General features: G+C 45.2%; 19 protein-coding genes and 1 other annotated feature. Of the genes, 8 read left to right on the plus strand and 11 right to left on the minus strand.

The window, feature by feature from the left end; all coding sequences use genetic code 11:
• The first annotated feature begins 6 nt into the window (after positions 1 to 6).
• On the plus strand, positions 7 to 777 hold the full coding sequence (locus H7968_RS02805) for an SDR family oxidoreductase (RefSeq protein WP_134373930.1): 771 nt from the start codon (positions 7 to 9) through the stop codon (positions 775 to 777).
• A 50-nt stretch (positions 778 to 827) separates the two neighbouring features.
• Positions 828 to 1,045 (plus strand) — a binding site (T-box leader).
• Between the two features lie 50 nt (positions 1,046 to 1,095).
• Positions 1,096 to 2,778: an arginine--tRNA ligase gene (argS, locus tag H7968_RS02810; RefSeq protein ID WP_227394717.1), complete on the plus strand. Its 1,683-nt coding sequence runs from the start codon at positions 1,096 to 1,098 to the stop codon at positions 2,776 to 2,778.
• Positions 2,779 to 3,247: 469 nt separating this feature from the next.
• Here argS and H7968_RS02815 read toward each other — a convergent pair whose 3' ends face one another.
• Entirely contained in the window at positions 3,248 to 4,513 is a 1,266-nt protein-coding gene (locus H7968_RS02815) for a M48 family metallopeptidase (protein ID WP_227394718.1), read from the minus strand.
• Between the two features lie 269 nt (positions 4,514 to 4,782).
• On the opposite strand from H7968_RS02815, the gene H7968_RS02820 reads away from it, so the two are divergent.
• From H7968_RS02820 to H7968_RS02830, 3 genes are all read left to right on the plus strand, one after another.
• Entirely contained in the window at positions 4,783 to 6,522 is a 1,740-nt protein-coding gene (locus H7968_RS02820; RefSeq protein WP_227394719.1) for a carbon starvation CstA family protein, read from the plus strand.
• Between the two features lie 116 nt (positions 6,523 to 6,638).
• On the plus strand, positions 6,639 to 6,896 hold the full coding sequence (locus H7968_RS02825) for a cory-CC-star protein (RefSeq protein ID WP_134373940.1): 258 nt from the start codon (positions 6,639 to 6,641) through the stop codon (positions 6,894 to 6,896).
• 14 nt (positions 6,897 to 6,910) lie between these two features.
• A complete protein-coding gene (locus H7968_RS02830) occupies positions 6,911 to 7,840 on the plus strand; it encodes an ArsA family ATPase (protein WP_227394720.1) in 930 nt (309 codons plus the stop codon).
• Positions 7,841 to 7,924: 84 nt separating this feature from the next.
• On the opposite strand, the gene H7968_RS02835 is transcribed toward H7968_RS02830, so the two are convergent.
• From H7968_RS02835 to H7968_RS02855, 5 genes are all read right to left on the minus strand, one after another.
• Positions 7,925 to 9,118: an NRAMP family divalent metal transporter gene (locus tag H7968_RS02835; protein WP_227395076.1), complete on the minus strand. Its 1,194-nt coding sequence runs from the start codon at positions 9,116 to 9,118 to the stop codon at positions 7,925 to 7,927.
• 124 nt (positions 9,119 to 9,242) lie between these two features.
• Positions 9,243 to 10,001 (minus strand): LamB/YcsF family protein, encoded by a 759-nt coding sequence (locus H7968_RS02840; protein WP_227394721.1) that lies wholly within the window; start codon positions 9,999 to 10,001, stop codon positions 9,243 to 9,245.
• Positions 10,002 to 10,005: 4 nt separating this feature from the next.
• Positions 10,006 to 10,992 (minus strand): 5-oxoprolinase subunit C family protein, encoded by a 987-nt coding sequence (locus H7968_RS02845; RefSeq protein ID WP_264476600.1) that lies wholly within the window; start codon positions 10,990 to 10,992, stop codon positions 10,006 to 10,008.
• Positions 10,989 to 11,681, minus strand: coding sequence for a 5-oxoprolinase subunit PxpB (pxpB, locus tag H7968_RS02850; RefSeq protein ID WP_227394722.1), 693 nt, complete (start codon positions 11,679 to 11,681; stop codon positions 10,989 to 10,991). Before pxpB ends, H7968_RS02845 begins: the two co-directional genes overlap by 4 nt.
• Positions 11,682 to 12,184: 503 nt before the next feature.
• The gene (locus H7968_RS02855) at positions 12,185 to 12,733 is read right to left on the minus strand and encodes a VanZ family protein (RefSeq protein ID WP_227394723.1); all 549 of its coding nucleotides are present in this window, start codon (positions 12,731 to 12,733) and stop codon (positions 12,185 to 12,187) included.
• Positions 12,734 to 12,874: 141 nt separating this feature from the next.
• Between H7968_RS02855 and H7968_RS02860 the strand changes: the two genes are divergently transcribed.
• Positions 12,875 to 13,078: a hypothetical protein gene (locus H7968_RS02860; RefSeq protein WP_227394724.1), complete on the plus strand. Its 204-nt coding sequence runs from the start codon at positions 12,875 to 12,877 to the stop codon at positions 13,076 to 13,078.
• Between the two features lie 39 nt (positions 13,079 to 13,117).
• Here H7968_RS02860 and H7968_RS02865 read toward each other — a convergent pair whose 3' ends face one another.
• From H7968_RS02865 to H7968_RS02880, 4 genes are read right to left on the minus strand one after another with little or no spacing between them, the layout of a single operon-like run.
• Positions 13,118 to 13,894 (minus strand): 3-hydroxybutyrate dehydrogenase, encoded by a 777-nt coding sequence (locus H7968_RS02865; protein WP_227394725.1) that lies wholly within the window; start codon positions 13,892 to 13,894, stop codon positions 13,118 to 13,120.
• An 18-nt stretch (positions 13,895 to 13,912) separates the two neighbouring features.
• The gene (locus H7968_RS02870) at positions 13,913 to 15,232 is read right to left on the minus strand and encodes a GntP family permease (protein ID WP_227394726.1); all 1,320 of its coding nucleotides are present in this window, start codon (positions 15,230 to 15,232) and stop codon (positions 13,913 to 13,915) included.
• Between the two features lie 25 nt (positions 15,233 to 15,257).
• Positions 15,258 to 15,932, minus strand: coding sequence for a CoA transferase subunit B (locus tag H7968_RS02875; RefSeq protein WP_227394727.1), 675 nt, complete (start codon positions 15,930 to 15,932; stop codon positions 15,258 to 15,260).
• Between the two features lie 12 nt (positions 15,933 to 15,944).
• Positions 15,945 to 16,637 (minus strand): CoA transferase subunit A, encoded by a 693-nt coding sequence (locus H7968_RS02880; protein WP_227394728.1) that lies wholly within the window; start codon positions 16,635 to 16,637, stop codon positions 15,945 to 15,947.
• A gap of 167 nt (positions 16,638 to 16,804) precedes the next feature.
• On the opposite strand from H7968_RS02880, the gene H7968_RS02885 reads away from it, so the two are divergent.
• Positions 16,805 to 17,689 (plus strand): LysR family transcriptional regulator, encoded by an 885-nt coding sequence (locus H7968_RS02885; RefSeq protein ID WP_227394729.1) that lies wholly within the window; start codon positions 16,805 to 16,807, stop codon positions 17,687 to 17,689.
• Positions 17,690 to 17,796: 107 nt separating this feature from the next.
• Here H7968_RS02885 and H7968_RS02890 read toward each other — a convergent pair whose 3' ends face one another.
• Positions 17,797 to 17,976, minus strand: coding sequence for a hypothetical protein (locus H7968_RS02890; RefSeq protein WP_227394730.1), 180 nt, complete (start codon positions 17,974 to 17,976; stop codon positions 17,797 to 17,799).
• Positions 17,977 to 18,203: 227 nt separating this feature from the next.
• Here H7968_RS02890 and pulA point away from each other — a divergent pair, with 227 nt between their 5' ends.
• The gene (pulA, locus tag H7968_RS02895) at positions 18,204 to 21,077 is read left to right on the plus strand and encodes a type I pullulanase (RefSeq protein ID WP_406566357.1); all 2,874 of its coding nucleotides are present in this window, start codon (positions 18,204 to 18,206) and stop codon (positions 21,075 to 21,077) included.
• The last annotated feature ends 115 nt before the right edge of the window (positions 21,078 to 21,192 follow it).

Raw genomic sequence — 21,192 nt, forward strand, 5'->3', positions numbered from 1 at the left:
ATCATCATGAACAAAAGATTAGCACTTATCACAGGTGTCGGCCGTAAAGAAGGCATTGGCGCTGCCATTTGCAAGCAGCTTGCGGCAGATGGCATGGACATACTGTTTACCTACTGGCATGCTTATGACCGGGAAGTCATGCAGCACGAGCGCAGTGAGGATCCGGAGAAAATCAGAGAGGCCTGCCGCGCTTTTGGTGTCCGTGCAGAAATCATTGAACTGAACCTGGCAGATCCACGCTCAATCGAAGAATTATACGCCTACAGCATGACCGTTTTTGGACGTTATCCGGATACTCTTGTTCATAATGCGGCTGTATCGATTAATGATTCTATCGAGACCATAACAGCGGATGGGCTTGATCGTCATTACGAGATTAACACAAGAGCCGTCACGCTTTTGACGCAGACCTTTTTAAAGCATTTCGATTACGAATATGGCCGCATTATTTGTATCACAACAGGTTGGGAAGTCGGGCCAATGCCGGACGAGCTCTCTTACGTGTTAACAAAGTCCACAATGGACACACTGGCCTTTACACTCGCACCAAGGCTGGCAGCTAAAAAGATTACGATTAACTGCATTAACCCGGGGCCAACTGACACAGGATGGATGAATGAAGAGCTGAAGAAAGTGCTGCTCGAGCGTTCACCTCAGGGTAGACTCGGCCGCCCCGAAGATGCCGCAAAGCTTGCAGGTATTCTGGCAAGTGAGCAATCACAGTGGATCACCGGGCAGACGATTCACTCAGAAGGCGGCTTTATCAACCATTTTTAATTTTGGGGTTGTGCTGACGGGCGACAGAGCGTATACTGTTAAAAATTATAAATGATTCAAGGATCAGGAGAGTACAAAATCAGATGGTGGCAAGCGAGTCAGGGCTGGTGGGAGCTGACACACACATCGTTTTTGGAAGCGCACCTGTGAGAAGGAAAACTGAATTCAGTAGGTTTTCCCGCAGACGGCAGCGATAACGTCGGTAGCAGGAAGAGCATTAGTCTCTTCAATAAGAGTGGTACCGCGGATGTAAGCATTCGTCTCTTGCCTTTATGGCAGAGACGGGTGCTTTTTTTATTGAATCAATCTTCAGGAGGAATGTTAATGAAACAGCATATTGCACAAGCATTGAAAGAACAATTACCCCCGCATTTAGCGGAGCATGACATTGAACAGCTGCTCGAAGCACCACGTTTTCAGGAGCAGGGCGACCTTGCCTTCCCCTGCTTCCGTCTGGCAAAAGCACTCAGAAAAAATCCTGCACAGATTGCTGCAGAGCTGGCTGAGTCATTCACGTGCAGCGGTGTACAGGAAGTAAAGGCGATCGGCGGCTATGTGAACTTTTATTTTCATATTCCAACACAGGCTGAGTCTGTACTTTCAGAGATTTTAGCGAAGGGAGCTGATTATGGAACAGCTGCTTCAAAGGGAGAAATCATTGCGATTGATTTTTCTTCACCAAATATCGCGAAACCCTTTTCCATGGGCCACCTGCGTTCAACCGTCATCGGTCAGTCCATGTCCCTGATCTCTGCCAAATCAGGCTATCAGGTCGAAAAGATCAATCACCTTGGAGACTGGGGTACCCAGTTCGGAAAGCTGATGGCTGCCTACACCCATTGGGGAAATGAAGAACTGGTCAAAGCCGATCCGATTACCGAACTCCATAAGCTGTATGTTCGTTTCCATGACGAGGCCACTAACAATGAAAATCTGAACGAGCAGGGCCGCAGCTGGTTTAAAATGCTCGAAGACGGCGATGAACAGGCTGTTCGTCTATGGACGTGGTTCCGTGATGTTTCACTCGATGCCTTTGAACAGATTTATGAGCTGATGGGTGTATCCTTTGACTCCTATCAGGGAGAAGCTTTTTACAATGATAAGATGCATGAGGTTGTGGAAAAGCTTGACGAGTCGGGATTACTGGAGGAATCAGACGGTGCAAGAGTGGTCAGACTGGATGAATTGAACCTTCCACCATGCCTCATCCAAAAATCCGACGGAGCCACTCTTTATGCGACTCGTGATTTAGCCGCAGCCTATTATCGTGTAAACACATTAAAGGCTGACAAATTATTTTATGTTGTTGGAAATGAACAGTCCCTGCATTTCAAACAGCTGAAGGAAGTACTGAAAAGACTTGGGGAGAACTGGGCTGATGAACTGACACATATCCCGTTTGGCATGATGCTCAAGGACGGCAAAAAAATGTCAACACGAAAAGGCAAAGTCGTTTTACTGGAAAATGTATTGAAGGAATCGATTGAGCTTGCAGCGAAAACGATTGAAGAGAAAAACCCTTCCCTGCCAGATAAAGAAAAGGTGGCAAAACAGGTCGGAATCGGCGCCGTCTTTTTCCACGATCTGAAGGTGTTCCGTCAGAATGATGTTGAATTTTCACTGGAGAACATGCTGCGGTTTGAAGGAGAAACCGGGCCATATGTGCAGTACACACATGCACGCGCCAGCGCGATTTTGCGTAAAGCAGAAGGACAGTCAACTGTTGAATCATTCTCTTCCTTTGGCGAGGCAGAACGTCCACTCGTACAGCTGCTGGCCGCATTTCCAGACAAAATCGCGCAAGCCTTTCACCAGCTTGATCCTTCTATTATTGCGAAATATGTCGTGCAAACTGCACAGGCATTCAACCAGTATTACGCACATGAAGCGATCCTGAACCATGAACATTCCGCTGAACGACTGGCTTTGGTGAAGGCTGTCGTGACAGTGCTTGATGAAGGATTAAGGTTGCTTGGATTGGAAGCGCCTGAGGAGATGTAATGCTGAAGCAAGTGTGCGGTTGGTCCGCTGCGGAGGTTCGTGGGATTTTGGGGGAGGTTCACAGAATTTTGGCCGGGGTTCATAAGATTTTCAGGATGGTTCGCGAGATTCTGCTGATGGTTCGCAAGATTTCCGCACACGTTCGCGAAATTGTACCAAAAGACCTATACACTCATCACCTTAAATAGAGGTCAAAAACGCAGTAATGTCGATAGCGCAGTCACGCCTGTTGATAGAAACATGATTTACGTCGATAGCTTTTTAAAGAAAGCATGAATTGTCAATATTAGACCGCGTCTTGTTGATCGACACTTGAATTCTATCGATAGCGAACCTCAAAATGTGGATAGCAGCAAAGTTATTGTTAATAGAAAAACACCTGCTTAAGCATGCACACGAGCTGTTAAAAGTACATTCCTTCAACATAGTATAAGCCGGAAAACAATCGTTTTCCGGCTCCCAACATTCTTCAGCTAGTATAATACCTGTAATCCTCAATCAGCCTTTTTTCAACATCCTGCTGATAAGGCGCAAGCTCACGCTGAATCTGCTCCTCTGTCCGAACGTCAGGCTCTCTTCCAGAAGTGGATCCTCTCCTGGAATCCACATACTTCATTCTGAAATAAGTAGGGGGATGCGTGTCGTCCACCTTTGATTTTTCAAGCTCTGCAATTTTCAACATACGACGCTTTTCCTTATCGGGCATGTTTACCATTTGCTCGATTAGAAGATCAAAGAACGAATTTTTTCCTGGTGACAAAGCCGCTTTCCTGACTGCATACATATATGTCTGGTCATACTGGACCTTTGTCAAAAGACCGTTCACCCCATCTGCGCCTGCATGCTTCACTGCCACATCATCAGCGTAATACTCTGCACGCTGGGAATTGAAAAACAGCAGGTACAGCAATGTGAAGAATAACGTTTTCGGGAAAAATGCCAGTCCTTTTTGAAAGACGATACTCACCCAGACCAGAAACGGATCTTCAAACTCACCATCAGCATCATCAGGCTCCGTTAAATCCCACCATGTATAAGCCGTAAAAAGTGCCGTTCCAATATAAGTCCCTCTCGCCAGATCACCGTTTACTAAATGACCTAACTCATGAGAAAGCAGTGCGGTCAATTCATTTTTATCAAGCGACGCAATAAGCGGAAGACCAATCCACATAATCACTTGACGTTTCAAGCCGACGGTTCCGATTGAGGCATTGTATTCACCATTTAGTACAATCCCGTCCACTTTCTTTGTTCCGATCTCACCGCTCAGCTGATCAAGATATGAAAAAAGCGCGGGTAAGTCCTCCCTTGTTAATACACGCTCGTCTTTACTAATTTTGGGAATGCGTGGTCGCGTCAGCCATGAAATCCCCATAAGCAAAACGCCACCAATTAGTCCTGCAATATGATCCCACTGAAACAGGAGCAAATACAAAGAAGTAAGTAAAAACAGAGCACTCACAAGATGGATCCCTGTTGATAAAACATATGCTGCGGCTGTGCTTATCGTCAGTGAAGGCTTTTCAGCATTCTGATGAATCACCTGCTCTAACAGTTTTTCTCCATTGCGCCTGCCAAGCTCTTCATATTTTCTCTGCATCCAGGTCTGCTTCTCTTTTTGATCTACAGGATTCAAGTTGTCTAAACAGTGTTCACACCACTTTACATAACCCGGAATGTAGTCTATTGATTTTCCGCAGGAGTGACAAGTTTCAAATTGTTGAACTGCTTCCATACGCATACCTCCCGTAACACTTTTTTCCATTATAAATTAATTCTTATATTAATTGAAGATAGAAAACTGATTTTTGATAACTTTCAGTTAGCTTAATTTAGCTAAAAACCGCGACATTTTTCCCTATTATTCGTTTTACTAAAAAATATTAGTTAAAATATTTACACAATTCTCACAATACACTATGATGAGTAATGACATTGGAAGCCTTTTCATCCATTTCATATCTCTAATGTCAGCTACTATACATATTTAGAGGGGGTTGTCAGATGAATGCAATAGCATTAGCCGCGATTGGACTTTTCATTTTTGTTATTGGTTACCGCTTTTATTCGAAATTCGTGGCTGAAAAGATCTACCGGCTGGATCCGAATTATGTAACGCCGGCGCACCGTTTTAAAGACGGCGTGGATTTTGTACCGACGAACAAGTTTGTATTGTGGGGTCACCATTTTACTTCTGTAGCAGGTGCCGCACCGATTCTTGGACCTGCAATTGCCGTGTACTGGGGATGGCTGCCGGCTGTTCTGTGGGTTGTACTCGGAACAGTTTTTGCAGCGGGGGTGCATGACTTCGGAACACTCGTTGTTTCAGTAAGAAACAAAGGGCAATCAATGGGGACACTGGCCAATAAGCTCGTTGGTCAGCGTGCGAAAATTCTGTTCCTGTTTATTATTCTGATTCTTGTATTGATGGTTAACGCTGTGTTTGCCTGGGTAATTGCCAACCTGTTTGTCACTTTCCCATCAAGCGTTCTTCCTGTATTCATTCAGATTCCTTTAGCAATCTGGATTGGTCATGCCGTTTATAAAAAGAATGCTAAAATGCTTGTCCCATCTTTAATTGCACTTGCCGTTATGTATCTTGTTGCGGTTCTGGCTGCTGAATATCAGGTACTGCAAATTGACCTTGTACGCTACTTCGGCGGGGAGGATGGAGCAGGGCTGTTTGGTTTAGGTGCGATTTCAAGTGCGTTCTTTATCTGGATTATTGTTTTAATGATTTATGTGTATATCGCGTCTACGCTTCCGGTTTGGAAGCTGCTTCAGCCGCGTGATTTTATTAATTCACATCAGCTGGTAGTGGGCTTAGGTATCCTGTACCTTGGACTTTTATTTACAAATCCAGAGGTAACAGCACCGATTACAAACCCTGATACGAATGATGTTTCATGGTTCCCGTTACTGTTCATTACCATTGCCTGTGGTGCCATTTCAGGTTTCCACGGGCTCGTTTCTTCCGGTACATCTTCAAAACAGCTGAATAAAGAAACGGATGCGCGTTTTGTCGGTTACTTTGGGGCTGTTGGTGAAGGGGTTCTGGCGTTAATCTCAATTATTGCCGTTATTACGTTTTTCCCGACAGCTGATGCGTTTAAAGAAGCATATAACAGCTTCGGTGCTGCAAGTGGCGGAGGACTCGGAAACTTCGTTCAGGGCGCGAGCCAGCTTGCAACCGGACTTGGGATCCCGGCTGATATTGCGGCTACCATTGTATCTATTATTGTGGTCAGCTTTGCGGCGACAACGCTTGATACATCCGTTCGTCTGATGAGATACATCATTTCAGAGCTGGGTACGGAATATAAGGTACCGGCACTTGAAAAGACACACGTCGCGACAACGATTGCGGTTGTTTCAAGTGCGGCACTTGTATTAATTCCTGAAGGCCCTAACGGTTTCGGCTCAGGCGGATACCTGCTCTGGCCGTTATTTGGAACGTCCAACCAGCTTCTTGCAGGGATCAACCTGCTGCTCATTTCAGTCTGGCTGAAACGTCTTGGACGAAACTATCTGATCACATTGATCCCGATGATCTTCCTGATGTTCATGACGCTGTATGCGATGATTATTCAGGTCTTTACGCAATGGGCCTTCTGGAATGAATCATCAAGCACACTGCTGTTTGTTTTCGGCGCGATCATTCTTGGGTTTGCGCTATGGATCAGTATTACAGCTTTATCAGCTCTTTTAAATAAAAACCTGCCAAAGCTTGATCCAAACGAATAACTGACTGATCAGGCTGGAACATCACACTTTTAAAGGTGAATGTTCCAGCCTTTTCTAAATGTTGTATCCGTTTCTCAAACTTGAGACAATAAACATAAATAAGGGAGTGATGTCTGATGATCGACAAGATGAAACAGCTGATCGCATATTACGAAGAAGTGCTCAGCATGCCGCACAGACAGGAAATTGCCCGTGAACTGAGAAATGAAGATGACCTGTTTCTGCTGCTGCTTTATTCTGAAATGATCGGCATTCCAAATCCGGTTTATTATTATACGCTGGAGCTTTATCCGCATATGATCGAGAAATTTCACGACTGGCATTTACGGATGGGAATGGACAAGTCCCCTCTCTCCGGCATCCGCTGCTGTTAAAAGGAGTTTTTAAAATGGATTTATTAAAGCACAATATTTTATTCGTGGGTGGAAAAGGCGGCGTCGGCAAATCGACATCAGCCGCTGCGATCGCATGGAAATCTGCCCAAAAAGGCTACCGTACCCTGCTTGTGTCAACCGATCCTGCTCACAATACAGGCGATATATTCGACCGGAAAATCGGCGGCAAAAACACTGAAATTGCCCCTAATCTCTATGGACTTGAAATTGATCCGGAAATAGAAACAGCCAATTATATTAAAGGTGTAAAAGCGAATATAAAGGGTGTCGTTCATGCAGGCATGATGGAGGAAGTTCACCGTCAGCTGGATACCGCAAAAGCTTCTCCCGGTGCGGATGAAGCCGCCCTTTTTGATAAATTGATATCCATTGTGCTTGAGGAGCGTGAGCACTTCGATAAAATTGTCTTTGATACCGCGCCAACCGGCCATACGATCCGTCTACTCACTCTTCCGGAGCTTATGGGGATCTGGATAGAGGGGCTGCTCGAAAAACGCCGTAAAACGAATGAGAACTACTCTGCCCTTTTGAACGATGGTGAGCCGGTAGAGGATCCGATTTATGATGTATTAAGAACACGCCAGGATCGATTTTCACGCGCCAGAGAGCTGCTTTTGAACCCTAAGGAAACTGGATTTGTATTCGTTTTGAACCCCGAGAGGCTGCCGATTCTCGAAACAGAAAAAGCTTTGAAGCTGCTTAGTCAGTATGACCTTCATGTGAAAACACTTATTGTGAATAAGGTGCTGCCTGATGAGGTAGAGGGATCGTTTATGGCTGAACGGAAGAAGCATGAAAAGCCTAATCTTGAAAGAATTCGGGAAACATTTCGTAAACAGGATTTGATTTACGTTCCTTTTTCTTCTCAGGATATTATGAATAAAGAGCTTTTAGAGTGGTTTAGTAATCGATTAGATCAATAAAAAATCCGGAACGGCTGGCGGCCGTTCCGGATTTTTTTGAACGAATTACTTTTTTATACGGATCTCCCGTCAATTCCCAGCACATTACGAGAATAGCGTAGGCAGTTGGTTAATCATCGTGTAACCGCCCATATAAGCCATCACAATCACAATTAACACCCCAAATACCGTTAACCAGATCGGGTGCTTGTAATCACCGATGATTTTTTTATTGTGTGCAGCTAAGAGCATCACACCAAGCGAGATCGGCAGGATGAGTCCATTTAGTGCACCAACAAGAATCAATATGGTCACTGGCTGACCGATCAAAGCAAAGATGAGTGTTGAAATCGTAATAAAGCCGATGATGACCCATTTTTCAACGCGTGCAATGGCAGGGCTGAAGGTTTTAATAAAGGATACAGATGTGTAAGCTGCTCCGACAACAGAGCTGACAGCTGCTGACCACATGACGACACCAAAGATTTTATATCCGACGTTCCCTGCCGCCAGTTGAAATACTGATGCAGGCGGGTTGTCAGGGTTAATTTGCAGCCCCTGTGCAACGATCCCAAAGGTTGCAAGGAACAGGAAAATTCTCATGATTGAAGCGATCCCGATGGCTGACACAGAGCTTGTCGTCACCTGTCGCAGGTTTTCCTGTCCTTTAATTCCTGCATCAAGAAGACGGTGTCCACCGGCAAAGGTGATATAACCGCCGACCGTTCCTCCTACAAGTGTCACGATCGCCAGAAAATCAACCGTTTCCGGGATAAATGTCCGCGTCACGGCTTCACCGATTGGTGGCTGTGATTGGAACATAACGAAAATCGTTAAACCGATCATAAGGAATCCGAGCACCTGTGTGAAGCGGTCCATCAGTCTGCCCGCTTCTTTTACAAGGAAGATACCGATGGCTACGATACCTGAGAATACTGCTCCAGCTTGAGGAGAGACACCGAACAATACGTTTGTTCCTAATCCGGCACCACCGATGTTTCCAATATTAAAGGCGAGTCCCCCTAATACAACAAGTGCGGCAAGGAATACACCAAGGCCCGGCAGCACATCATTTGCAATCTCCTGAGCCCGTTTGCCGGAAACCGTGATGATTCTCCAAATATTCATCTGCGCGCCAATATCAATGATAATGGAAACTAAAATAACAAAACCAAAACTTGCAGCGAGCGTCTGGGTAAACGTTGTCGTCTGGGTAAGGAACCCAGGCCCGATCGCGGATGTTGCCATTAAAAATGCTGCCCCGAGCAAAATACTACGGGTTGATTCCTGCTTCTTCATCGTGTCTGTCTTCCCTTCATGATGGATTCCAGCTCTTGATGCCTTCAGGTAACAATGCTGTTGCCCAAAGGCATGAAGGGCTGGTATAAGGTCAGCCTGGTTCGCCTGACTGACCCGGATAAGTTTACTTGAATGACTTGATGTCAATTCCTTCATCAGCGAGCGTCCGGTTAATTTTCCGGGCAAAAGTCAGTGCGTGTGCACCGTCTCCGTGAATGCAGACCGTATGTGCTTCAATCGGGACATCATTTCCGGATGTATCCATAACAATGCCCTCCTTCACCATACGAATGACCTGCGCCACGGCTTTTTCATCTTCTGTAATGAGTGCATTTGGCTGTGTGCGCGGTGTAAGACTGCCATCCGGCTGATAAGTCCGGTCCGCAAACACCTCAGAAGCAGTTTGTAATCCCACTTCCTTTCCGGCACGGATCAGTTCTCCACCGGATAATCCGAATAAGATCAGTTCTTCGTCCAGATCCCGGACCGCCCTTGCAATGGCACCTGCTAATACCGGATCCTTCGCTGCCATATTGTAAAGGGCACCATGGGGCTTCACGTGCTGCATCTTGCTGCCCTGTGCCTTTACAAAGCCATACAGTGCTCCTACCTGGTATAACGTGAAGTCATAGGCTTCCTGTTCGCTGACGGATAGATTTCTCCGTCCAAACCCGCTTAGATCCGGAAAACCTGGATGCGCACCTATGGCAACTCCTTTTTCAAGCGCACGCTCAACAGTTGTTCTCATGACCGACGGATCCCCTGCATGGAATCCGCACGCAATATTGGCAGAGGAAACAGAGGCCAGAATTTCATCATCATTCCCCATCTGCCAGGCGCCAAAGCTTTCACCCATGTCACAATTTAAATCGATTTTTAGCATGCTGTTATGCCTCCTTCAATTTTTTGTTGATGATCCACTTTAATTCCTGCCACTCCTGCTCGCGTTTTTTGAAGAGCAGCTGCGCTTCTTTCACCGTGATCCATTTAAAACGGACGCTTTCACCCGGCTTTTTCTGAATCAGGGCAGGCAGATCCACTGAGGCCACCTGTCCGATCTTCGGATATCCGCCAAGTGTCTGACGGTCTGCGAGTAAAATGATCGGCTGTCCATCTGACGGCACCTGAATCGTGCCAAAGGCAACTCCTTCTGAGAGGATGTCCTCATCAGTCGTCCGTTCCAGAGGCTCTCCTTCCATCCGGAATCCCATCCGGTCAGACTGTTTGGATAGTTTGTAAGTGGAATTTGTAAAGGTCCGTTTACTTTCCTCAGTAAATTCGTCAAATTGCAGACCCGGCATTACCCGGATAAATTCTGGTGAATACACGCTCTCAGTGTAAGCACCCGATACAGACCAGGTAAACGGTGACTCTTCAGCGCGCTTAAAGGTTGCTTCTGATTCCTTACCCGGATCTCCAATTGGAAGGACATCCTCTTTATCAAGTGCCCTTCCTTTAAAGCCGCCGATTCCTGCCCGCAGATAAGTGGACTTACTGCCAAATACGTCAGGAACATCAAATCCGCCGGCAACAGCTATGACCCCTCTGCAGCCGGTTTTAGAAAACCGCATATGAAGGGTACTGCCTTTTTTTACGACGACAGGTCTCCACAGCGGAGCAGGCGCACCATCAATTTCAGCAGAGAAATCCGCCCCACACAACGCAATCAGGTGATCCTCTGTAAATTCCAGTGTAGGACCCGTTAACGTCAGCTCCAGCACACCCTCACTTTCGTTATTTCCAACCAGTGTATTGGCAATCCGCAATGTAAATGTATCCATGACACCGGACTGAATCACACCGGATTCCTGATAGCCTGTCCGGCCGTTATCCTGAATGGAGGACAGCAGGCCGGCTTCAATTACTTTTATCATTCCTGCCACTCCTCATATTCTTTTTCTGTAATCGGATAAAATTCGATCTTATCCCCTGCTCTCAAAAGGAAAGAAGGGTTTTTGGTCATATCAAACAGTTTCTCAGGCGTGCGGCCAATAATTTGCCAGCCACCAGGTGTTTCAATGGAATAAACGCCTGTCTGTTGTCCCGCAATGCCGACTGATCCTGCCGGAATGGCACTTCGCGGATTCTTTTTTCTCGGTGTGGCGATGGACGCATCCAAACCGCCTATGTATGGAAATCCGGGCGCAAATCCGAGCATGTAAACCGTATAATCTCCGTCCGTATGACGTTTTACAACCTCATCCGGTGTGAGCTGATGACAATCTGCCACCTCTTTAAGATCAGGTCCATACTCTCCACCATAACAAACAGGGATCCGTACGACACGCTGTTCGGGCGGATCACTATTCTTTGAAGCAGCTACTTTTTCTTTTAGAAAGCCGATCACGACTGCTTCTGCACTCTCAGCATCAAGCAGCTGTTTCAAATCATAATGAACCGTAATGGAAGCATAGGCCGGAACCGCTTCAATTAACCACTCAGGAGCGTCTGATTTAATCTCCTGATACACACACTGAACATCCGATAGAATCTCTGGGCTCACTTCCTGCTCAAACTCAAGCAGAACCGCCTGATCTCCCAGTGGATAGTACGATACCTTCATCCAAACGCCTCCTATTTAAATAGATTCGTTGTTTTGCATTTTATCGCAAAACGAAAAGTGCCGCAAATACGCCCGTGAATAGGGCCTCTCTTGAAAAGCATTAAAATAAACAAAAAGTGCCTGATTTTTTTGCAGACTCATGTCGCAAAAAAGACCAGACACAGTTTTTTGATTGAATGATTAGGACATAAAGGTCATGCATTGAGAGCAGCCGAGTGGCATCGTCTATTCACAGCTTTACCGGCTCTATGAACAGAAATGAAGTTGCTATCAACAGAAAAGAAGTGCCTATTGACGTAACTTACCCCTCTACCGACAACTTCTAACTGCTTAATCACACTATCGACAATAACCAGCCCTGTATCGACAGAACGGCGTGATCTTACGACGATTTGATTCATTCTTTCAACACTTATCCGCTTATCTTAATTTACTCAAATTACAAATGCCCGACTTCTCTTAGGATTTTTATTAAGAGGAGAGATACCGAGCAAGCGAAGCACCTAATTTAACGCGCTTCGCACCAGCCACCGAAAGAGCCTTGCAATCAAATAAGCTAAAAACCCTCCTGCTGTATTCACAATCAGGTCATCCGTGTTAAAGCCTCTCATCCACGCAATCCCTACATAAGACAGAACAAGCTGAGAAAGCTCAATCGTCAGACTCACCGCAAAAATCGTAAAAAAGGCTTTCCAGAACGGCTTCAATTTAAATAAAACAGCCATATAAATCCCAAGCGGCATCAGCATAATAAAGTTGAAGAATGTCAGCCTCGCATTGTTAAAGAATGACCAGCTGTAAAAATCCTCATAAGTCTGCCACTCGTCAATAAAATAAAGCGGTTCAAGCTGAATGCGCATCGGTGCATTTTCCTCCGGCGGAAGATGAAAATAGCCAAGTGTTAAATGAGCAACCGCCACAAGATAAATCAGAAAACTGATATAAAAAAACCGCTCCCAGGCTGATCTTTTTACCTTTCTATAATCCCGTATAAGAAATATAAATCCGATGATCGCAGCCACTGCGGCTGCCGGAATGAATAAACGTTCCATTGTCTTTCCTCGCTGTCAGTTTTCTTCTATCCTATTCGATTTCACATGAAAAATAAACAGTTACCTTTTTTCTGACAATACTGAAACTTTTTCCTTTTTTATCCGTCTAATAGGTATGACAAGAAAAAAGGAGTGAGTGTGATGATGGAACAAACCAACAGATGGCTGGTCACTTCATTTTATGCAGCTATTATTGCTATTTTGCTTATTTTAATCGCTGCATTTGCCTTTAGAGGGGATTTGATGGAGTTTGTGATTGGTTTTTTTCAGGAACAGCCTATTGTAGAAGATGACAGCGCTGCTTTTCACGTACATATGAATGACGATCATTTTTTTAATACATAAAAGCGCTTTTGAGGATGGTTCCCCAAAAGCGCATAAAAATTATTGAGCCGTATACCCTCCGTCGAGTGCGACCGCCTGACCTGTGATCCCTTTGGCTTTATCGCTGGCAAGAAACATCGTATAGTCTGCAATTTCCTGAACGTCAAGCAGACGTTTTTGAGGGACAAGTGGATAGATGACCTCCTCGAGTACTTTTTCAAGTGAAACCCCTCTATTGGCCGCCAGATCCTCCAGTTGATTGCGTACAAGTGGCGTATCCACATATCCAGGACACATCGCATTTACTGTAATGCCATGTGCAGCTCCTTCCAAAGCCGCTACCTTCGTTAAGCCGATCACGCCATGCTTGGCACTGTTGTAGGCAGCCTTACCTGCAAAACCAACAAGGCCATTGATAGAGGACATATTAATAATACGGCCCCAACCCTGCTTTTTCATAATCGGAAATACGTGCTTTGTAGCAACAAATGGAGCTGTCAGCATGATATTCGTCAACAGCTGAAATTTCTCTGTCGGGAAATCCTCTAAAGAAGAGACATACTGCATGCCGGCATTGTTAATAAGGACATCCAGACGGCCAAAATGAGAGACCGTTTGATCGATCGTCGTTTTTAACTGCTCCTCTTTCGTTACGTCACACGTTAAACCGATACATTCATACCCTTGCTGATTTAATTGTTCTGCAGCATCAACCACTGCTTCTTCGTTAATATCCGTTAAAGCGATCTTAGCACCTGCTTTTGCAAATTCAACGGCAATCTCATAGCCGATTCCACTTGCAGCACCTGTAATATAAACGACTTTATCCTTCACCATGACGATCCCTCCAAACTGTTAAATCCCAAATCCAAGTGAAAATAATGCAATGGCAACAGCAAGACCGATTAACGGTACAATTACGGTTACGGCAGCCACTGGTCCGTAAGCATCCTTATGGGTCTCTCCACAGATTCCGCGGATCGTTGTGACCACATATCCATTGTGCGGAAGCGAATCAAGCGCACCTGATGAAATCGCCACCGTTCTGTGAAGCGCTTCCTGATTCACACCTGCATCAATATAGCCTGGCGCAAGCAGTGGCAGGGCAATCGTCTGTCCGCCTGAGGCTGAACCGGTCATCCCCGCAATCACACTGACCGCAATCGCCCCACCAATCAGCGGACTCCCAGGAATACTCGCCATCGCATCAACAGCTACATTAAAGGCTGGAACGGCTTTCGCCACGCCGCCAAAACCAACAACTGCTGCCGTGTTACCAATGGCAATTAATGCACCAATCGTTCCATCTGATAAAGCCTTACTGAAGTCGTTAAAATAACGGCGATTTAATACGTAAGTTGTAATAACACCGCCTAATAAAGCGATAATCAGCGCAGATGTACCAAGGTCGTGGTGGAAAATAAAGCTGATCGCAAGTACAACAATCAATGGGATCAGACCCATCCACGGGTTCGGCAAATCGCGCTCAAGTGAGGTTGGATCATTTTCACGCGCTTCAAACCGCTCTCCTTTGCCAACCGCTTTATTGATCATACGTTTCAACCACCAATAACCTAAAATCATCATTAAAATAGCCACTAGAAGACTGACTTCCCAGCCTGCATAAGGCGTTGTATCAAGATAATCCATCGGAATCCAGTTTTGAATCTCAGGTGATCCTGCTGAGGTCATCGTGAATGTTACTGATCCGAATGCCAGTGCCGCCGGAATAAATCGTCGTGGCAGATCAGCCTGTTTAAATAAACTTAGAGCCATCGGATAAACGGAGAATGCTACAACAAACAAACTGACTCCGCCGTACGTTAACACGGCACAGGCGATGACAATCGCAAGGACCGCATACTTTAATCCAAATGCATTCACAAGCGCTTTCGATACACTGTCTGCAGCGCCGCTGTCCTCCATTACCTTTCCGAAAATAGCCCCTAAAAGAAACATCGGAAACCACGACATAATAAAGCTCGTAAAGCCACCCATATAGCTCGTTAAAAAGTTGACGCCGCCTTCTTCCACCAGCTGCGGAAATAACGGCAACCCGCTCATCAGCGCGACAAACAGCGCACATAACGGCGCAGCGACTAATAAGTTCATCCCCTTCATGGTGAAATAAATCAGCAGTCCCAATCCCGCAATTAACCCAATCATACTAAGCATGTTCGTTCCCCCTTGTCCGTTTCAATCAATAAGCGTTCTCTTTAAAATCAGCATGCAGCTGTAAAGGAGCTTCAGTTGAGGACTTTACCTCCTCAGCTGACCATCCCTCAGCTGTTTCGATTAACACCAGTCCACCTTCTGTTACGTCCATCACCGCACGCTCTGTAATAATCCTGTTCACGACGCCTTTACCTGTGAGAGGCAGCGTGCACTCTTTTAAAATTTTGGATTCTCCCGCTTTGTTTACGTGCTCCATAATAACAACCGTCTTTCTTGCACCGTGAACGAGGTCCATGGCGCCTCCCATTCCCTTAATCATCTTACCCGGGATCATCCAGTTTGCGAGATCTCCGTTTTCAGCAACTTCCATTCCGCCTAAAATGGCAATATCAATATGACCCCCGCGGATCATGGCAAAGGATTCGGCACTGTCAAAATAAGAGGCTCCTTTAATCGCTGTTACCGTTTCTTTTCCCGCATTAATCAGATCCGGATCAAGTTCAGTTTCAGTCGGATACGCGCCGATTCCCAGCAGTCCGTTTTCAGATTGCAGCACAACCTGTTTATGGTCTGAAATATAATTCGCAATCAATGTTGGCATGCCAATGCCGAGATTGACGTAAAATCCGTCCTGTATTTCCTGTTCCGCTCTGCGGGCAATTTTCTCACGCACCGCTTTTTTATCTAATTCTACAGCCATGTATGGATCCTCCTATCCCTGACGTGTGGTTATACGTTCAATTCGTTTTTCCTGATCTCCCTGAATCAGCCCCTGCACATAAATACCGGGCGAATGAATGCGATCCGGATCGATCTGTCCTGTCTCTACAAGCTCTTCCACTTCAGCAATCGTGACCTTCCCGGCCGCTGCAATCATCGGATTAAAGTTACGTGCAGTCTTGTTATAGACCAGGTTCCCCGCATGATCCGCTTTTGCTGCTCTGACAAAGCTGAAGTCAGCTGTCAACGCTTCTTCGAGTACATATTCCTTACCGTTGAAGCTCCTGATCTCTTTACCTTCTGCTACAGGCGTTCCTACACCAGCAGGAGTGAAAAAGGCTGGAATGCCCGCTCCGCCTGCACGGATTTTTTCAGCGAGAGTACCCTGAGGTGTCAGCTCAACCTCCAATTCTCCTGAAAGCACCTGACGCTCAAACTCTTTGTTTTCACCAACATAGGATCCAATCATTTTTTTAATCTGCTTGTTTTTCAACAAAAGACCGAGACCCCAGTCATCCACACCACAGTTGTTAGAGATCACTGTTAAGTTCTTCACGCCCGATCGCTGCAGTGCCAGAATCAGATTTTCCGGAATACCCACGAGTCCGAACCCTCCCACCATAATGGTTGCACCGTCTTTCACTTCTTTTACAGCTTCATCAAAATCATGATAAATCGGTTTCATATGATCCGCCCCTTTTGCAAACGCTTTCTTTTTGATGTAAACAAAAAGCCACATGAATTGTGGCAAAATTATGACGTTTTTACGTTTTTCAGTGTACCTTGTCTTTTTCAATAGGTAAAATGAATAATAATTATAATACTCATAGATAAAAGTTATAGGAGGTTCGTATGGATATCCGTCAGCTACAATATTTCAGTGAAGTTGCAAAGCAGCGAAGCTTTACTAAAGCAGCCAGACAGCTTCACGTCACACAGCCTACACTGAGTAAAATGGTCAAAAATTTAGAGGATGAACTTGAAGTAACATTGATAGACCGTACAGCTAGAAACATTTCACTGACAGATGCCGGTGAGATTGTTTTTGAACAGGCACAAAAAGTGATCAACAGCATTGAGGACCTTTCTGTTTCTTTGTATGACACGATGAATGTAAAAAAAGGAAAAATCACCATCGGCCTTCCTCCTGTGATCAGCACTCTGTTCTTTCCAAGGATCATTGCTGAATGCCAAAAACGATTCCCGGAGGTGACGATTTCACTGATAGAAGTAGGTGCTCAAAAGGTGGAACAGAAAGTACTAGAAGGTGAAGTGGATTTCGGCTTTGTACTGCTGCCTGTTGATGAGGAAAGATTTGATGTCATTGAATTTGTTCACCAGGAAATTAAACTGCTTGTTCACAAGTCCCATCCCCTTGCAGACCGCGAGCAGATTGACCTGATTGAATTGAAAGAGGATGCTTTTCTGTTGTTAAGCAAGGAATTTACTTTGAACAGCCGGACGATTGAGGTTTGTATTAACGCAGGTTTCACACCAAAGATTGCTTACGAAAGCTCACAGTGGGATTTTATCGTCGGGATGGTTTCAAAGAATCTCGGAGTCACCCTGATGCCGGAGCAAATCGGCCGACGCGTCACAGACCCCGACGTCAGAATGATTCATCTTTCAAAACCATTCCCCTGGGTGCTCGGCATGATCCTCGCAAAAAACCGTTATGTCACTTATGCAGGAAAGGAATTTATTAAGACAGTGAAGGAATTGCATGAGGGCTGGTGATGAATTCCAATTTAATAACATTTAACCCACTAAATAAAATTATAGTTCATTAGACTTATATTTCACCGCAAAAAGAGGGACCTGATTAAAGAACCAGATCCCTCTTTTTATTCTGGATTTCTTTCCTTTAAATATCGATCATATGAATCCTTCACTTTATCTTTCGGCTCTTTTTGTTTTATTAATATAATAATCTGCAAGGTTAAGATTATAGAACATGCAATCATTGTGCCAAAAAACATACCTCCAAATGTAAATATTACAAAAGAAATCAGCATTAACATCATGCTCCCACCTCCTTCCAATTACACTAACATAAATTCTTAATCAACCGAAGCAATGCCTGATGTAAATATTCACAAAATTAAAACTAGTCCATTCGGTGTGTTTTGTGCAACTTTTGTGCAAACGCTTTCACTAATGTTGATTAAACCTTATAATGCTTGTGATACCAATTTTAAGGAGGTCAAAATCGTTGAAAAGTAAAAAGTTTTTAGCAGGCTGGTTAGCGATCATGATGGTGCTTTCTTTATTGCCGATCGTGCAACCGTTTGCTCCAACAGCTAAAGCAGAGGGCACTACATATTCTACGCTTATTGTGCATTATCAGCAGGACCCTGCCTCAACACTCGACTGGAATATTTGGGCATGGCCGGAGGGCGGTGACGGAGCTGCCTATGACTTTACCGGTGAGGATGAATTCGGCAAAATCGCCACGATTGATTTTGAAGGCTCACATGAACGCATCGGATTTATCGTACGGACAGATGCCTGGGAAAAAGACGGTGGTGACCGCTGGGCTGAAGTAGATGCCGGCGTTGCTGAAGTCTGGATTAAGGCTGGGGACGATACGGTTTATACAGAGCCACCCGATGGTGAATACCGTGAATTTCCTGAATTTAATGAAGTAGATGTTACCCTGCACTATTACCGTTTTGATGGAAACTATGAAGGCTGGAACCTGTGGGCTTGGCCAAATGGTGCTGACGGTCAGGAAATCGAATTTACAGAGGAAGATGATTTCGGTAAAATAGCGAATTTCACCGTATCAAGCGATGAGCTGTTTGACCGTGTCGGCTTTATTGTGAAAAAGCGTGAAGGTGATAATGCCTGGGCTGACCAGGAATTTGGCGACCGCTTCATCAGACAGATCAATGAAGATGGTACGGCTGAAATCTGGATTGTGCAAAGCGATCAGGGCATTTATTATGACACGAAATATATTGATTCAACGCCACGTATTATCAGCGCAGCGATTGACGGTGTGAACGAAATTACGTTAACGACAAACCTGCCAATCGATACGGCTTCTGAAGATCCTGGCATCCGTTTAACAGGCGGACTGGAAATCGCAGAGATCCGTCCTTTTGAGGGCGAGGAGCCTGTTACAAATAAAGTAACGATCGAAACGACTGAAGAAATTGACTTAACTAAAACTTATACAATCGAAACGGATTTCTTTGGAGAAGCAACGATTCAGGTCGGAAAAGTGATTCGAACAGAAGCCTTTGATGAGATGTACTTTTATGAAGGTGACGATTTAGGAAATACGTATTCTACGGAAAAAACAGATTTCCGTCTATGGGCACCAACTGCCGGTGAAGCAAAGCTTGTGCTCTATGATGCATGGGATGCAACGTCAGGTGAAGAAATAACAATGGAAGCATCTGAAAAAGGTACGTGGACAGCAAGTGTTGAAGGCGACCTTCACAATCAGTTATACACATACAAAGTAAAAATCGGAGACGAATGGCGCGAAGCCGTTGACCCTTACGTACGCTCCACTTCTGTTAATGGAGACAAAGGAGCTGTCATTGATTTAGACCGCACAAATCCTGAAGGCTGGTCAGAAGAGCGATTTGCAGCTTCTGAAAATCCTGAGGATGCGATTATTTATGAGCTGCACGTCCGCGACCTTTCCATTCAACCGGAAAGCGGCATTGAAAACAAAGGTAAGTATCTTGGCGTAGCAGAAAAAGGTACAACCGGCCCTGAAGGTGAATCAACAGGCCTTGACCACATTCTTGACCTTGGCGTTTCACACGTTCAGTTCCTGCCGATTTATGATTATCGTACAGTAGATGAATCAAAGCTTGATACACCACAGTTTAACTGGGGCTATGATCCAAAGAACTACAACACGCCTGAAGGATCTTACTCAACGGATCCTTATAACCCGGAAGTTCGCGTGAAGGAACTGAAAGAAATGATTCAGACGCTTCATGAAGAAGATCTTGGCGTGATCATGGACGTTGTCTACAACCATATGTACGCTGTAAACGAATCAAACTTTAATCAGCTTGTACCGGGCTATTATTTCCGTTACAACGAGGATGGCTCGCTTGCAAATGGTACAGGTGTTGGAAACGATACGGCTTCTGAGCGTAAAATGATGCAGAAGTTTATCGTGGACTCTGTTTCTTACTGGGCTGATGAATATCAGATGGATGGATTCCGTTTTGACCTGATGGGCATTCACGATACTGAAACAATGAATCAGGTGCGCGCTGCCCTTGATGAGATTGATCCATCTATCATTGTCCTTGGAGAAGGCTGGGATTTGAATACGCCACTTGATCCTGACCTGAAAGCAAACCAGAAAAATGCAGAAGATATGGAGCGCGTTGCCCACTTTAACGACACTCTTCGCGATGGTGCAAAAGGAAGCGTCTGGGAAGATGCCGATCCAGGATTTATTAATGGTAAACAGGACATGGAAGACATTATGCGCCAGAGTGTAGCAGGCGGTCTTGCATATGATGACAGCTTTGCGACCTACCGTGATCCGGATCAGGTTGTTCAGTATGTTGAAGCACACGATAACCTGACACTCTGGGATAAACTCGAAAAAACAAATCCTGATGCAACTGAAGAAGAAATGAAATCAATGCACAAGCTTGGTTCATCAATCGTCCTGACTTCTCAGGGAATCTCCTTTATCCATGCCGGACAGGAGTTCATGAGAACAAAAGGCGGCGATCATAACAGCTATCAGTCCCCTGATTCTGTGAACCAGCTTGACTGGGCGCGCCGCGCAACATTTGATGACGAAGTCGATTACATGACGGGTCTGATTAAGCTTCGCAACCAGTATGATGCATTCCGCCTGACAGACGCAGAAGCGATTGAAGAGCGTCTGACATTTGCTGAATCGCCAGAAAACACAGTTGCCTATACACTCCAGGAAAAGAAAAACCGTCACCTGTTTGTTGTGCATAATGCAAACAAAGAGGCAGTAACGGTTGATCTTCCTGGTAAAGGGATCTGGAAAGTGCTTGTCAACAGTGAAAAAGCCGGTACAAAGGTTCTTTCAGTGAAGCACGGTGATAAAATTCAGGTAGAAGGCTTGAGCAGCATGGTGTTATTGAAGGATGGAAAACTGAAGTAATGTTTTGATGCCGGAATGACTTGTTCATTCCGGTATTTTTGTGGAGAATAGCGGGCGATGGCGTAGGACTTAATGCCTTATTTTGCGAACCAGCCTCGACATTTTGCGAACAAAG

Origin of the sequence: Jeotgalibacillus aurantiacus, from assembly GCF_020595125.1 — a bacterium.
GTDB classification, from domain to species: Bacteria; Bacillota; Bacilli; order Bacillales; family Jeotgalibacillaceae; genus Jeotgalibacillus; species Jeotgalibacillus aurantiacus.